At 59.4% G+C, this 13,829-nt stretch carries 11 protein-coding genes; 6 read left to right on the top strand and 5 right to left on the bottom strand.

All coding sequences use genetic code 11. The features are described 5' to 3' along the window. Nucleotides 1-35: 35 nt before the first annotated feature. Genes ACIPF8_RS15545 through ACIPF8_RS15525 form a run of 5 tightly spaced genes read left to right on the top strand, consistent with a single transcriptional unit; the run spans nucleotide 36 to nucleotide 4,733 of the window. Nucleotides 36-1,271: an acyl-CoA dehydrogenase family protein gene (locus ACIPF8_RS15545; protein ID WP_400422571.1), complete on the top strand. Its 1,236-nt coding sequence runs from the start codon at nucleotides 36-38 to the stop codon at nucleotides 1,269-1,271. Beyond that, nucleotides 1,268-2,344, top strand: coding sequence for a phosphotransferase family protein (locus tag ACIPF8_RS15540; protein ID WP_400422568.1), 1,077 nt, complete (start codon nucleotides 1,268-1,270; stop codon nucleotides 2,342-2,344). Before ACIPF8_RS15545 ends, ACIPF8_RS15540 begins: the two co-directional genes overlap by 4 nt. After that, nucleotides 2,341-3,051: a histidine phosphatase family protein gene (locus ACIPF8_RS15535; protein WP_400422566.1), complete on the top strand. Its 711-nt coding sequence runs from the start codon at nucleotides 2,341-2,343 to the stop codon at nucleotides 3,049-3,051. The genes ACIPF8_RS15540 and ACIPF8_RS15535 overlap by 4 nt, the downstream gene beginning before the upstream one ends. A 51-nt stretch (nucleotides 3,052-3,102) precedes the next feature. Continuing rightward, nucleotides 3,103-3,873: an SDR family oxidoreductase gene (locus ACIPF8_RS15530; protein WP_400422563.1), complete on the top strand. Its 771-nt coding sequence runs from the start codon at nucleotides 3,103-3,105 to the stop codon at nucleotides 3,871-3,873. Nucleotides 3,874-3,893: 20 nt separating this feature from the next. Next, entirely contained in the window at nucleotides 3,894-4,733 is an 840-nt protein-coding gene (locus ACIPF8_RS15525) for an SDR family NAD(P)-dependent oxidoreductase (protein WP_400422560.1), read from the top strand. Nucleotides 4,734-4,882: 149 nt separating this feature from the next. Here ACIPF8_RS15525 and ACIPF8_RS15520 read toward each other — a convergent pair whose 3' ends face one another. The 5 genes from ACIPF8_RS15520 to ggt all read right to left on the bottom strand — a co-directional run bounded on the left by ACIPF8_RS15520 (nucleotide 4,883) and on the right by ggt (nucleotide 11,965). Next, nucleotides 4,883-6,403, bottom strand: a complete 1,521-nt coding sequence (locus ACIPF8_RS15520) for an aldehyde dehydrogenase family protein (protein WP_400422557.1) — start codon at nucleotides 6,401-6,403, stop codon at nucleotides 4,883-4,885. Nucleotides 6,404-6,579: 176 nt separating this feature from the next. Then, a complete protein-coding gene (gene gcvA / locus ACIPF8_RS15515) occupies nucleotides 6,580-7,464 on the bottom strand; it encodes a transcriptional regulator GcvA (protein ID WP_061534525.1) in 885 nt (294 codons plus the stop codon). Between the two features lie 130 nt (nucleotides 7,465-7,594). Further along, entirely contained in the window at nucleotides 7,595-9,013 is a 1,419-nt protein-coding gene (locus ACIPF8_RS15510) for an FAD-binding oxidoreductase (RefSeq protein WP_400422554.1), read from the bottom strand. Between the two features lies 1 nt (nucleotide 9,014). Continuing rightward, entirely contained in the window at nucleotides 9,015-10,064 is a 1,050-nt protein-coding gene (locus tag ACIPF8_RS15505; protein WP_400422551.1) for a DUF1338 domain-containing protein, read from the bottom strand. Between the two features lie 239 nt (nucleotides 10,065-10,303). Beyond that, nucleotides 10,304-11,965: a gamma-glutamyltransferase gene (gene ggt / locus ACIPF8_RS15500; protein WP_231879318.1), complete on the bottom strand. Its 1,662-nt coding sequence runs from the start codon at nucleotides 11,963-11,965 to the stop codon at nucleotides 10,304-10,306. Between the two features lie 525 nt (nucleotides 11,966-12,490). On the opposite strand from ggt, the gene recA reads away from it, so the two are divergent. Further along, nucleotides 12,491-13,609 carry a recombinase RecA gene (gene recA / locus ACIPF8_RS15495; RefSeq protein ID WP_061534521.1) on the top strand — a complete coding sequence of 373 codons (1,119 nt, stop codon included), beginning with the start codon at nucleotides 12,491-12,493 and terminating at the stop codon, nucleotides 13,607-13,609. The last annotated feature ends 220 nt before the right edge of the window (nucleotides 13,610-13,829 follow it).

The following is a 13,829-nucleotide window of genomic DNA, read 5'->3' as shown; positions in this document are numbered from 1 at the left end:
ACACTTGGCAGAACTATTCAACAGTCGAGGACGCCATGGATTTTGCCTATTCGCCGAAGGCGCGCAACTATATCGAGCGGCTCAATACGTTCATGCGCGAGCATGTCTTGCCGGCCGAAGCCGACTATTTCAGCCAGCTGAAACGCGGTCCGCTGCCGTGGAATGTGCCGCCAGTGATGCTGGCCTTGAAGGCTAAAGCCAAGGAAGCCGGCTTGTGGAATCTGTTCCTGCCGGACGAGGAGTTCGGCGCTGGACTCAGCAATACCGATTACGCACCGCTGGCTGAAATCATGGGCCGCTCGTTCATCGCGCCGGAAGTCTTCAACTGTAATGCTCCCGACACCGGCAACATGGAAGTGCTGGCCAAGTACGGCTCGCCCGAGCAACAGGCGCAATGGCTGAAGCCGTTGCTGGCCGGCGAATACCGTTCGGCATTCTGCATGACCGAACCCGAGGTGGCATCCAGCGATGCCACCAACATGCGCGCCACCGCACTGATCGATGGCGACGAAGTGCTGCTCAACGGCCGCAAATGGTGGAGCACCGGCATCGGCCATCCGAACTGCAAGTTCGTGATTTTCATGGGCCTGACCTATCCCGACGGCCCCAAGCATGCGCGCCATTCGATGGTGATCGTGCCGATGGCAACGCCCGGCGTGAAAATTGAAAGGATGCTGCCGGTATTCGGCGCGCTGGATGAACCGTATGGCCATGGCGAAGTCAGTTTCACCAATGTCCGCGTGCCGCTGACCAATATCATCGCCGGTCCGGGACGCGGTTTTGAAATCGCCCAGGGCCGCCTCGGACCGGGCCGCATCCACCACTGCATGCGCGCGCTCGGCGCCGCTGAAGTGGCGTTGGAAATGATGTGCAAGCGCGCATTGACACGCACGGCCTTCGGCAAGCCGCTGGCCGATCTCGGCGGCAATGCCGACATCATCGCCAATGCGCGCATGGCGATCGAACAATCGCGCTTGCTGACCCTGAAAGCGGCATGGATGATGGATACCGTCGGCGCCAAGGCGGCGATGAGCGAAATCTCGCAGATCAAGGTGGTGGCGCCAAGCGTGGCTCAACTGGTGATTGACCAGGCGATCCAGATTCATGGCGGCGCCGGAGTTTGCGACGATTTACCGCTGACAGCCTTGTTTGCCTACGCCCGCGTGCTGCGTTTGGCGGATGGGCCGGATGAGGTACACCGCGCGCTGATCGCCAAGCTGGAACTGAAAGCGCAAGCGACTAAATTTGCTGCACAAGGAGAGCCTGCATGACCTTGATCGACCAAGCCGGTGCTGTGCGCAGCGGCGAAGAATTGGATGTCGCCGCCATCGATGCTTTCCTGAAAGGCGTTGACGCCAGCCTTGAGGGCGTGCCTGCGGTGAGCCAGTTTCCGGGCGGCGCCTCCAACCTGACTTACTTGCTGAGTTACGCCAACCGAGAGCTGATCCTGCGCCGCCCGCCATTCGGCGCCAAGGCCAAGTCGGCTCATGACATGCTGCGCGAAGCCAATATCATGACCGAGTTGAAGCCGGTCTATCCCTATGTGCCAAGCGTGTTTGCGACCTGTCAGGATCGCGCCGTGATGGACAGTGATTTCTATGTGATGGAGCGGCTGCGCGGCATCATCCTGCGTGACAAATTGCCCGACGGACTAGTGCTGAGCGAGGCAGAGACGCGCCAACTGTGTCTGAACGTGATCGACAAGATGATCGCACTGCACCAGGTTGATTACCAGGCCGCCGGCTTGGCGCATCTGGGCAAGGGCGACGGTTATGTGCAGCGGCAGATATCGGGCTGGAGCGAGCGCTATCGCAAGGCGCGCACCGAAAACGCGGTCGATTTCGAAGAGGTGATGCGCTGGCTGGTCGACAAGATGCCGGCCGGCGATGTTGCCACCTGCCTGATCCACAACGACTTCCGTTTCGATAACGTGGTGTTGAATCCTGACGATCCGCTGCAAGTTATCGGCGTGCTGGACTGGGAAATGGCGACGCTCGGTGATCCGCTGATGGACCTTGGCAACACGCTGGCCTATTGGGTACAGGCCGACGACGAACCGCAATTCAAGCAGATGCGACGCCAGCCGACCCATCTGCCGGGCATGCTGACGCGTAAGGAAGTGGTGGCCTACTATGCCGAGAAGACCGGTTACCGCACCGATCATTTCGATTTTTATGAAATCTACGGCCTGTTCCGACTGGCGGTGATTGTGCAGCAAATCTATTACCGCTTCCATCACGGCCAGACCAAGAATCCGCAGTTTTCATTCTTTGTCCATGTCACCAATTATCTGGAACAGCGCTGCAAGAATCTGATCGCGCAGTCGACGCTGTTGAATACATGAGTGCCATCTATCTGGTGCGCCACGGCCAGGCCAGCTTCGGTGCGGCTGACTATGATCAGCTGTCCGAACTGGGTGTGCGCCAGTCCACATTGCTGGGACAGTGGCTGGCGCAGATCGGGCAGGACATGCCGTTGCTGGTCACCGGCAGCCATCGCCGTCATCAGCAAAGCAGTGCGGCTTGCCTGGCGGCGCTGTCGCAGAGCTGCGGTACAAGCGCGCAACAGCAGTTGCAAGATCCCGGCTTCGATGAATTCGATCACCAACAGGTACTGCTGCGCCTGATGCCGCAGTTTGCCGACCGTGCCGTGCTGGCGGCTTACCTGGCAGAGCAGGAGAATCCGGCGCGCGCATTCCAGCAAGTGTTTGCCAAAGCCGTGGCACGCTGGGTTGGCGGTGAACACGATGCCGATTACAGCGAAACCTGGCCGCAATTCAAGGCGCGTTGCAACGCTGCGTTGGCGCGGTTGCTGGAACGTATCGGCTCTGGTCAGTCGGCCTGGGTGTTCACTTCGGGCGGCCCGATCAGCGCGATTTGCCAGCAGTTGCTGGCGATTCCGGACCGGCAGATTTTTGAATTGAACTGGTCGCTGGTCAACACCGGCGTCACCAAATTGCTGTATCGCCCCGGGCGTGTCAGCCTGAGTTATCTGAACAGTTTTGCGCATCTCGAAAACGCGCGCGATGCGACGCTGGTGAGCTATCGCTAATCACCAGCCAAGTTACCCGCCAAATTACCCATTTCAACGGAGACAGAGAACATGACAAGCACAACCATTTTTGACCTGAAGGGCAAGATCGCGCTGGTCACCGGCGCCAGCCGCGGCATCGGCGAAGCGATTGCCAAGATATTGGCGCAGCAAGGCGCGCACGTGATCGTATCGAGCCGCAAGGTCGAGGCATGCGAGAAAGTGGTGGCCGAGATTGTGGCCGCCGGCGGATCGGCGGAAACCATGGCTTGCCATATCGGCGAGATGGCGCAGATCGAAGCGATCTTTCAAGCCATCGCCAGCAAGCATGGGCGGCTCGATATCCTGGTCAACAACGCTGCCGCCAATCCGCATTTCGGGCCGATCGTCGAGACCGACGTCGCGGCTTTCCAGAAAACCGTCGATGTGAATATCCGCGGCTATTTCTTCATGTCGTCTCACGGCGCCAAATTGATGGCGCAGAACGGCGGCGGTGCGATCGTCAATGTTGCCTCGGTCAATGGCGTCACGCCTGGCGTGTTCCAGGGCATCTATTCGATTACCAAGGCAGCGGTGATTTCGATGACCAAGGCTTTCGCCAAGGAATGCGCGGCCAGCGGCGTGCGCGTCAATGCCTTGCTGCCGGGCTTCACCGAGACCAAGTTCGCAGCCGCACTGATCGACAACCCGGCGATCCTGAAACAGGCCTTGCAGCACATCCCGATGAACCGCGTGGCGCAGCCGGATGAAATGGCGGGCGCCGTGCTGTATCTGGTATCGCCGGCAGCCAGCTACACCACGGGTGTTTGCATGAATGTCGACGGCGGTTACTTGTTGAATTAAGAACAGACGAGAAAAATAAAATGAAGAACTTACAAGGCAAGATCGCAGTCATCACCGGCGGCGCAGAAGGCATCGGCAAGGGCATCGCGGTACGCGCGGCGGCAGAAGGCATGAAGCTGGTGCTGGCCGATATCAACGCTGCCAAACTGGAAACCACGGTGGCGGAGTTCAAGGCACAGGGCATCGAGGTGATTGGCGTGCCGACCGATGTTGCCAGCGAAGAGCAAGTTAACGCGCTGGCGGCCAAGGCTTTTGCGCACTTCGGCAATGTACATCTGCTGGTCAACAATGCCGGTGTCGCTGTTGCTAAGCCGGCCTGGGAAACCACGCAGAAAGATTGGGATTGGGTCATGGGCGTCAATTTCTATGGCGTCACCCACGCATTGCGCGCCTTCATCCCGACCATGCTCAAGCACGGCGAGGAAGGGCATATCGTCAATACCGCCTCGATGGCCGGACTGACCTCGCAGCCGAGCCTGGCTAGCTATAACGCCAGCAAGCATGCGGTAGTGACAGTGTCCGAAGGGTTGCATCACGACCTCACGCTAAGGCAGTCGCGCATCAAGGTCTCGGTGCTATGCCCCGGTTGGGTCAAAACGGGAATAGGTCATTCGGAACGCAATCGCGATGACGGCAAACAAACGGCTTCTGCCATCGATCCGGTGGCGGCGAAAGTTGGCATGGCCGTGTTGCAAGCGGTCGAGAACGGTATTCCGGTAAGCCAGGTGGCAAGCGATGTATTCGATGCGATTGCAGCGGAGCGCTTCTATATCCTGACCCATCCTGAAATGAAGCAAGCGATCCAGGTACGGATGGAAGATATCCTGCAACAACGCGCACCGACACTGCTGAAGATATAAAGAAAGTAGGGTGGGCACTGGTGCCCACGCAGACGCGAAGATATGCCGGCACGACGTGGGCACAAAAGCGTGCCCACCCTACAAAAAAGGCAGGATGAGATGTCAATCTCATCCTGCCTTTTATATTTCAGCTAGTCAGCTAGTACAGCTTAGTCGATATCAAACTTCACGCCTTGCGCCAACGGCAAGGTACGGCTGTAATTGATGGTGTTGGTGGCACGACGCATATAAGTCTTCCACGAATCGGAACCCGATTCACGGCCGCCGCCGGTTTCTTTTTCACCGCCAAACGCGCCGCCGATTTCGGCGCCGCTGGTGCCGATGTTGACGTTGGCCAGGCCGCAATCGCTGCCGCTGGCGGACATGAAGGCTTCCGCTTCGCGTACATCGTTGGTGAAAATCGCCGACGACAAGCCCTGTGGCACTGCATTGTTCATGCGCACCGCGTCGTCGAAGTTTTCGTAACGCAGCACATACAGGATCGGCGCGAAGGTTTCGTGATGCACGATGTCGCTTTGCTGTGGCATGCGCACCAAGGCAGGACGTACGTAATACGCATTTTCGCCATCGCCTACCGCGACCCGCTCACCGCCCGTGACCACGCCACCTTCGGCCTTGGCCTGTTGCAATGCGGTCTGCATCGCTTCGAACGATTGCTGGTCAACCAGCGGACCAACCAGGGTGCCGGCATCCAGCGGATCGCCGACCTTGACGCTGGCGTAGATGCGTTCGATGCGGCTCACCACATCGTCATAAATGCTGCTGTGGACAAACAAACGGCGCAAGCTGGTGCAGCGTTGGCCGGCGGTGCCGACAGCGGAAAAAGTAATCGCGCGCAAAGCCAGGCTCAAATCGGCGGTCGGCGTGACGATCATGCCGTTGTTGCCGCCCAGTTCCAGCAGGCTGCGGCCCAGGCGTTCGGCGACGGTGGTGGCGACCTTGCGGCCCATGCGCACGCTGCCGGTAGCGCTGATCAGCGGCACCAGTGGCGATGCCGACAAGGTGGCGCCGATCTCGGCGCGGCCGAGCACGACCTGGCACAGGTTTGCCGGCAGCAGGTCAGGACGCTGTTGCGAGAAGCGCGCCACGGCCTTTTCATACAAGGCATGCACGGCCAGCGCAACCACCGGGGTTTTTTCCGACGGCTTCCAGATCACCGCGTTGCCGCACACCAGCGCCAGCGCGGCATTCCACGCCCACACAGCGACCGGGAAGTTGAACGCGGTGATGACGCCGCACACGCCCAGCGGATGCCAGGTTTCCATCATCCGATGACCCGGACGTTCGGAAGCGATGGTCAGGCCGTACAGCTGGCGCGACAGGCCGACTGCGAAATCGCAGATGTCGATCATTTCCTGCACTTCACCGATACCTTCGGACAGGATCTTGCCGGATTCCAGCGTCACCAGCTTGCCCAGCGGCTCGCGGTTTTCGCGCAGCACTTCACCCAGGATGCGCACCAGTTCGCCGCGTACCGGCGCCGGCACCACGCGCCATTTTTCGTAGGCTTGCTGGGCATTCTTGATGGCGGCTTCGGTTTCCGCCACGGTATGGGCGCGCAGCGATGCAATCGCAGCGCCGTCACGCGGCGAACGCGAATGGAGATCGTTGCCGGCATGTGCGGAGAAATCGAAACCGAGTTCAGCGAAGATGGTGGAGATTTGCGTCATGATGTCCTTTGCGGGGTTCGGATGCCGATCTGCGTGCCGCCTTGTGGGCGAACGGCTATCGGTGATGGCATCGAGTATAAGGAATAAGTCGTGGTTTCTTAAAGTCAAAAAATATCAGGACATCATTACCTTTGATCATGCAGCGTCGCCGCAGTTCATCGCACCGGAATGGCCGCTCAGGCTTCCGGCAGCTCACCCAGGATCCATTCCTGGAATTTGAGCACCGCCGCCTTGCTGGCGTTTTTCTCAGGATAAGTCAGGTAATAGGATTGCGGACTCTTGACCGCGAAAGGGAACGGCACATGCAACTGGCCGAGAGCGATCTCGGTTTCGACCAGGAATTTCGGCATCAGCGCCACACCGAGGCCGGCAGCGGCAGCCTGGATCACCATCGACAGCTGTTCGAAGCGCGGGCCGGAGAGGGCGTCGGGACAGGCCACGCCGACCTGGCTGAACCAGTCCTGCCAGGCTTGCGGGCGGGTTGTGTGTTGCAATAACGTCATCTCGGTCAGATCTTCGATGCGCTTGATCTGCCGCCCCAGTTCCTGGCTGCAGACCGGCAGCACTTCCTCACCCATCAGCCGCACCATGACCGCGCCAGGCCAGTTCGGCTCGCCGAAATGGATCGCGGCATCGACCGGCCGGCTGTTGAAATCGAACGGCAGCACCTCAGTGCTGAGATTGAGGATTACATCGGGATAAGCGGCATTGAATTTGGCCAGGCGCGGAATCAGCCATTTGACGCCGAAGGTCGGCAAGGTTGCCAGGTTGAGCACGCCGCCGGAATTCTTGTGCGCCATGACCTGGAAGGTGGCCATTTCGATCTGCTTGAGGATGGTGGCGACCTGGCTGGCGTATTCGACCCCCGCCTCGGTCAGGATCAGGCGGCGGTTGATGCGCTCGAACAGCTTTACCCCGAGATAGTCCTCCAGGATCGCCGCCTGCCGGCTGACCGCGCCTTGCGTCATGTGCAACTCGTTGGCGGCCTTGGTAAACGACAGGTGACGGGCCGCCGTGTCGAAGGCGATCAGACACGAGGTGGAAGGGATGAATCTGCGCATTTTTCGTGGTGCCGAGTAGGTATGTGCTGCCGTGCTTGCTATCGAGCAGGCACTATACCAAACGCGCGGCTTTTCAGCTTCACCTTTAGTTTGCATAAATACCAATCAGAATCGACATCCGACAGCCGCGTTATTGCTTGGCGCCATAGCTGGTCACCCCCAGCAGCCGCTCAGGGTCGAACACGTTTTGCATTCTGGTCGCCAGGGCCAGCTGTTCGGGTGTCGTATAACGCTCGTAGAATTGCTGGTTGAACGGACCGACGCCATGCTCGGCGCTGAAGCTGCCTTTATATTTCAGCACCGCAAGGTCGTAGATTTCCTGGCGCAGGGCGTTGACGCGCAGCGGTGGAAAATCGGCGATGAGCTGTTCGGGAATCGCCAGGTTGAAGTGCAGGCCGCCATCGCCCCAGTGGCCGAAATCGAAGAGCTTGATGCCGGCGTAGCTGTGTTCCAGCAGCGCCACGGCTTCCTGGCGGAACTGGCCGAGCCGGGAACGCGGCACGGAAATATCGAAAGCCACTACTTTGCCTTCCTGGCGCACGCTGTCGCTGATGGCATGGCGAATGCGCCACAGCACCTCGGGTTTGTCGATCACGGCATCCAGGATGAGATCGCCGAAACAGCTTTCCAGCCATGCGCCGAAGAGCTTTTCCAGGTCGAAATCGGCGCTGCGCGGCCGCGCCGAGCTGAGTTCGATCAGGAAGGCGTAAGGTGGTAGCGGCTCGAATGGCGCGGCGATGCCGGGCACGTGCCGCAATACGGATTGCAAGGCATTTTGCGAGATGCCTTCGAAGGCGCTGAGAAAATCGGCGAAATTGCGTTCGGCGTCGCGCAGCAGCTGCGCCGCTGCTTCCATTGAGGCAGGCGCCACCAGCGCGGTGGCGCTTTGCTGCGGCCGCGGATGGACTTGCAACACCACCTGGGTGATGACGCCGTAAGCGCCGCCGGTGCCGATGAAGCATTGTTTCCAGTCGGGGCCGGTATTGTTTTTTCTGAGGCGATTCGTGAGATCCAGCCGTTCGCCGGGTGGATCGATCAGCAGCGCTTCCAGCCCCAGGGTGTTGTGGCGGACATCACCATAGCGGATCAGCCTTGCACCGCCGGTATTGGCTGCCAACATGCCGCCCAGCGAGGGATCGGCGCCGAGGTCGATGGGGAAATACAGGTCGTGCTTTTCCAGCGCCTGATTCAGCTCAGACAAGCGAGTGCCGGCATACGCCTGTACCACGCGGTCGACCGGGTCGATATCGATCACGCCCTTGATGCGCTCCATGCTGAGCACCACGTCCAGCCCGGAACGATCCGGCGATGCGGCGCCAACCAGGCCGGTATTCGCTCCTTGCGGCACGATCCGGATCTTGTCGCGCGCGCACAGGCGCATCAGTTCCGCTGCTTCATCGACATTGGCCGGACGGGCGATGCACAGGCTCTTGCCGTCGCCGTAGCGCGCGCCTTTTTCATACGGTTGTCGTTGCTCCGGCTGCAGCAGGCAACCTTGCGGGCCGAGCAGGTCGGCGATGCGTTGCTGCAGCGTGATGATATCGGTCATGTCAGGCATTCGCCGGGTTGGATGGCTGCTCTGCCGAAGCGGTCATCTTGAAAATTCCCTGCGCGTTGCCGCTGTCGAAGGTCAGGTCCAGCTTGTAGGTTTGGCTGGTTTCATCCAGATAGCGGTCGCGCGAAATGAATTCGTAGAACGATCCCGGTACCTGCATGTCGACCAGTTGACCGTTATCGTCAAGCATCGGCCGCGATACCGTGTTGGCGCGGAACGCGGTTTGCCGTACGCGGCCGTTGCGTGAGACTTCGATCTTGTCCTTGATGCTGCGTCCCAGCGCACGCTGCGCATCGGCCACCTGCTCGACATGGGCGACGCGATCGGTGGCGTGGTTGAACGCATTGCCTTCAGTCGAAATCCAGGCCATTTCGGCCGACTCCGCCAGCAAGATCCGGTATTCGGCGACGCTGGGCAATGCATGCTGGCGATCGAAGCAGCGCACCAGTACCGGCAGCAGCGCCAGCGCATCGGTGAGCGGCAGGGCTTTGTCGGCAGCGAGTTGCTGCAGCAGACGCGCCGAGTGTGAGTCGATCGGATCTTGCGAGGTCGACAAGACCTTGTTGACGGTCGCCTGGAATGTGTGGGAAAACTGATGCGGATGCAGTTCGCTCAGGAAGAACTGCGCGATTTCTTCAGGATCGTCCTCATGCGCGTAGGCGCGGCCGGTCATGCTGATCCGTTGCAGCGGGTAGACGCCGTTGACGTGGTAGCCAAGCGGCCGCAGGATGCGTGTGAACGCTGCTTCGCCGGCCGGCAGCGTGCCGGTGCTGATGCCAAGCACGGTGCGCAAGGCGCCGTGGTCGAAGCGGATCTTGTTGCCGGCGCGGACCGAATCCTGCACGTAGTCATTGCCTTGCGGGACGGCTTTCAGCAGTTTCTCGAACAGCAACATGTTCAGCGCCTGCGCGATCTCGATGCGGGAAACCTTGTCGGAACGCGGCCGCAATGTGCTCTCAGGGATTTGCAGCAGGTCGGATAATTGGCTGGCATGCTCGGCGCCCAGCAGGGACGCCAGCATGAATTGCAGGTTGGTGGTGGACATGCGCGCTCTTTATCGAGGAAGGATAAGCGCAGTGTAAATTTGATTTCGCCCCGGATAAAACGATAAATACTATTAGAACCATGCGTTTTACTCATGAACAGAGCAATTGGCTTTGGGCGGGACGAAAAAAAACAGCCGCCGAAGCAGCTGTCCTTATGGTGGGCAGAAAAACTTGCCCACCCTACAATGAACGAAGTAGGCGCTGGGCGCATTGTACCCACGCGTAACCGACTAACGCATCAATACCCGATCGCAGCGCCTGCAGGACGACGTGTATCGTTGGCGCCGTAATAGAAGCCAGGACGCACGATGCCCGATACGCCGGAATCATTGCCGGAGCTGGCGGATGTCACACCCGCAGCGCCCGGCAAGCCGATCATGATCAGCTCAGCCGCGCCCCAAGGGGTTTGTTCCTTCATCTTGTAGCCCATGCCTTCGAGGATCTTCAGGGTATCTGGCGACAGGCCGCGGGTTTCGTAGTAGACCTCGTCGGGCAGCCATTGGTGATGGATGCGCGGCGCATCGACCGCTTCCTGCGGCGCCATGCCGTAATCGATCACGTTCAACGCAGTTTCCAGCGTGATGGTGATGATGCGCGAACCGCCCGGCGAACCCAGCACCATGTAAGTCTTGCCATCCTTGGTCACCAGGGTCGGCGCCATCGACGACAGCGGACGCTTGCCAGGAGCGATCGAATTGGTCGCGCCTTGCACCAGGCCGAACAGGTTCTGTACGCCGGCCTTGACGGTGAAGTCATCCATTTCATCGTTCAGGAAGAAGCCGGTGCCCGGCGCAATCACCACGGCGCCGAAGCGGCCGTTGATGGTGTAGGTGGTGGAAACCGCGTTGCCATCCTTGTCGACGATCGAGTAGTGGGTGGTTTCCGGTTTCTCATGCGGCGCCATGCCAGGCTGCACCTCGACTGATGGCGTGGCCTTGTCGGCGCTGATCTTTTCGCGGATCGAGGCAGCGTATTCCTTGCTCAGCAAGCGATCCAGCGGATTCTTGACGAATGCCGGGTCGCCCAGGAAGGTGTTGCGATCCATGTACGAGTGACGCATCGCTTCGGTCATGTAGTGCACTGCCGACGCCGAGTGGAAGCCCAACGCCTTCATGTCGTAGCCCTCAAGGATGTTGAGGATCTGGCACATGGTGGCGCCGCCGGAGCTTGGCGGCGGTGCGGAAACGAATACATAGCCGCGGTAGTTGCACGACAGCGGTGCGCTTTCGCTGATCTTGTAACCGGCAAAGTCGGCTGCGGTAATGATGCCGCCGCCAGCCTTGGAGGCGCGTTCCACGGCTGCCGGGATGGCGCCTTTATAGAAAGCGTCAGGGCCGTTGCGCGAGATGGCTTCCAGCGTCTTGGCCAGATCCTTTTGCACCAGGCGATCGCCAGGTTGCAATGGCGTACCGTCGCGACGCAGGAACAGGCGCGCGGCTTCCGGGTCTTTCTTGAACTGGGCGATGGTGGTGTCGAGGATGTCGGTGTCGCCGCGGTTCAGGATGTAACCGTCGCGCGCCAGCTTGATCGCCGGCTGCATCACCTGGGCGCGCGTCAATTTGCCGTATTTGCGTTGCGCGGTGTCGAGTCCGAGTACGGTGCCCGGCACGCCGGCCGCCAGGTAGCCGAACAGGCTGGCGTTGGTGATCGCCTTGCCGTTGGCGTCCAGGTACATATTGGCGCTGGCTGCAGCAGGCGCGGTTTCACGGAAATTGATGAAGGTATCGCGGCCGTCGGCCAGGTGGATGGTCATGAAGCCGCCACCGCCGATATTGCCGCAGCACGGATTGACCACCGCCTGCGCATAACCGACCGCAACCGCGGCATCAATCGCATTGCCGCCCATCTTCAGGATGTCGACGCCGACTTGCGAGGCCAGATGCTGCGAAGTCACCACCATGCCATTCTTCGCCTCGACTGCCGGCGCCGAAGCCGCCAGGGCGTTGCCCAGCAAGCCCAACAACAGCGCCGATGCGGCTAACGGTTTCAGCCAATAAGTAATACGCATACCTTCTCCCTTTTATTAGTGGGCAACCCGCTTGCCCGTACTTTCGAATTTGGTGCATGACCCCACTGCGAGCCAGCAGACGGTCGTTCGCTGCCGCAGAGGATGTGCGCGACAATTATTGCACTCTCTTGCCGGCCCGGCATGCTTTTTACAAATCCGGATAACGATATGCGTATTAAGCATGAACTGCGCCAATGCAATTTGGCGGCATGGCGTTAAGTGCCGCCCTAAAGCGTGATTTCTTGATCGGATTTTCAAGCGAGCGCATGCCAGTCCATGATTTCTGCACATACAATACGTCCATATTTGTAGAAAAATGCGACAGTGCTTGCATAAATCACTGTTTTTTTATACAGTGCTACCTGAAGCTAAAGCACAGGTTCCAGATTCCTCACCATTTTTGCCGAAAGAATAGCTATGGACGATAAAAAATCCGCACCCAATCCGGATAAAAGCAAGGCCCTTGCCGCGGCCTTGGCGCAAATCGAGAAACAATTCGGCAAAGGTTCGGTCATGCGCATGGAAGACGGCGCCGTGGTCGAAGAAGTGCAAGTGGTCTCGACCGGCTCGCTCGGCCTGGATATCGCCCTGGGCGTCGGCGGCTTGCCGCGTGGCCGGGTAGTCGAAATCTACGGTCCTGAATCGTCCGGTAAAACCACGCTGACGCTGCAGACCATCGCCGAAATGCAAAAGCTCGGCGGCACCTGCGCGTTTATCGATGCGGAACACGCACTGGACGTCGGTTACGCACAGAAATTGGGCATCAACCTGTCCGAACTGCTGATCTCGCAACCGGATACCGGCGAACAAGCGCTGGAAATCACCGATGCGCTGGTGCGCTCGGGCGGCGTTGACCTGATCGTGGTCGACTCGGTTGCAGCCTTGACGCCACGCGCCGAAATCGAAGGCGACATGGGTGATTCCCTGCCAGGCCTGCAAGCGCGTCTGATGTCGCAAGCGCTGCGCAAGCTGACCGGCAGCATCAACCGCACCAACACGCTGGTGATCTTCATCAACCAGATCCGCATGAAGATCGGCGTCATGTTCGGCAATCCGGAAACCACCACCGGTGGTAACGCCCTGAAGTTCTACGCTTCGGTGCGCCTGGATATCCGCCGTACCGGCTCGATCAAATCCGGCGACGAAGTCATCGGCAACGAAACCAAGGTCAAGGTCGTCAAGAACAAGATCGCGCCGCCATTCAAGGAAGCGCATTTCGACATCCTGTATGGCGAAGGCACATCGCGCGAAGGTGAAATCCTCGATCTCGGTTCCGATGCCAAGATCGTTGAAAAGTCGGGCGCCTGGTACAGCTACAACGGCGAACGCATCGGCCAGGGCAAGGACAACGCCCGTACCTACTTGAAAGAACGGCCAGAACTGGCGCGTGAAATCGAGAACAAGGTGCGCGCTTCCCTGGGCGTGCCAGAACTCGGCGCGATCAAGTCGGACGGCGGCGACAAGGCTGAAAAAGCCGCAGCCAAGGCCAACAAGGCCGCAGCTGCTGCAGCAGCAAAGTCGGAAGAGCCGGTTTAATATCCTGACTGGCCTCGCTTCTCGCTTAAGCAGTTAAGTAAGAAACAGGCTGGTCAATCAAGAACGCCTTTCATAAAATTCCGCACAACGGGTTTTTGAAGGGCGTTGTTGTTTGCGGCGCACGATAGAACACAGCAGGCGCTATGTAATAAACGCGACCTGTTAAGTAACAAGTAACAATCAATCAGCACCATTTAATAAGCATTACCGGGAAAGCGGA

This window comes from Collimonas sp. NPDC087041, assembly GCF_044745265.1.
Taxonomy (GTDB): domain Bacteria; phylum Pseudomonadota; class Gammaproteobacteria; order Burkholderiales; family Burkholderiaceae_D; genus Collimonas.
This window is presented reverse-complemented; position numbering and strand designations above follow the sequence as displayed.

Bases quoted from the DNA above. Each gene is read 5' to 3' on its own strand.
- ACIPF8_RS15545 (WP_400422571.1), top strand. From the start codon at position 36: ATGGATTTTGCCTATTCGCCGAAGGCGCGCAACTATATCGAGCGGCTC.
- ACIPF8_RS15540 (WP_400422568.1), top strand. From the start codon at position 1,268: ATGACCTTGATCGACCAAGCCGGTGCTGTGCGCAGCGGCGAAGAATTG.
- ACIPF8_RS15535 (WP_400422566.1), top strand. From the start codon at position 2,341: ATGAGTGCCATCTATCTGGTGCGCCACGGCCAGGCCAGCTTCGGTGCG.
- ACIPF8_RS15530 (WP_400422563.1), top strand. From the start codon at position 3,103: ATGACAAGCACAACCATTTTTGACCTGAAGGGCAAGATCGCGCTGGTC.
- ACIPF8_RS15525 (WP_400422560.1), top strand. From the start codon at position 3,894: ATGAAGAACTTACAAGGCAAGATCGCAGTCATCACCGGCGGCGCAGAA.
- ACIPF8_RS15520 (WP_400422557.1), bottom strand. From the start codon at position 6,403: ATGACGCAAATCTCCACCATCTTCGCTGAACTCGGTTTCGATTTCTCC.
- gcvA (WP_061534525.1), bottom strand. From the start codon at position 7,464: ATGCGCAGATTCATCCCTTCCACCTCGTGTCTGATCGCCTTCGACACG.
- ACIPF8_RS15510 (WP_400422554.1), bottom strand. From the start codon at position 9,013: ATGACCGATATCATCACGCTGCAGCAACGCATCGCCGACCTGCTCGGC.
- ACIPF8_RS15505 (WP_400422551.1), bottom strand. From the start codon at position 10,064: ATGTCCACCACCAACCTGCAATTCATGCTGGCGTCCCTGCTGGGCGCC.
- ggt (WP_231879318.1), bottom strand. From the start codon at position 11,965: ATGGTGGTGACTTCGCAGCATCTGGCCTCGCAAGTCGGCGTCGACATC.
- recA (WP_061534521.1), top strand. From the start codon at position 12,491: ATGGACGATAAAAAATCCGCACCCAATCCGGATAAAAGCAAGGCCCTT.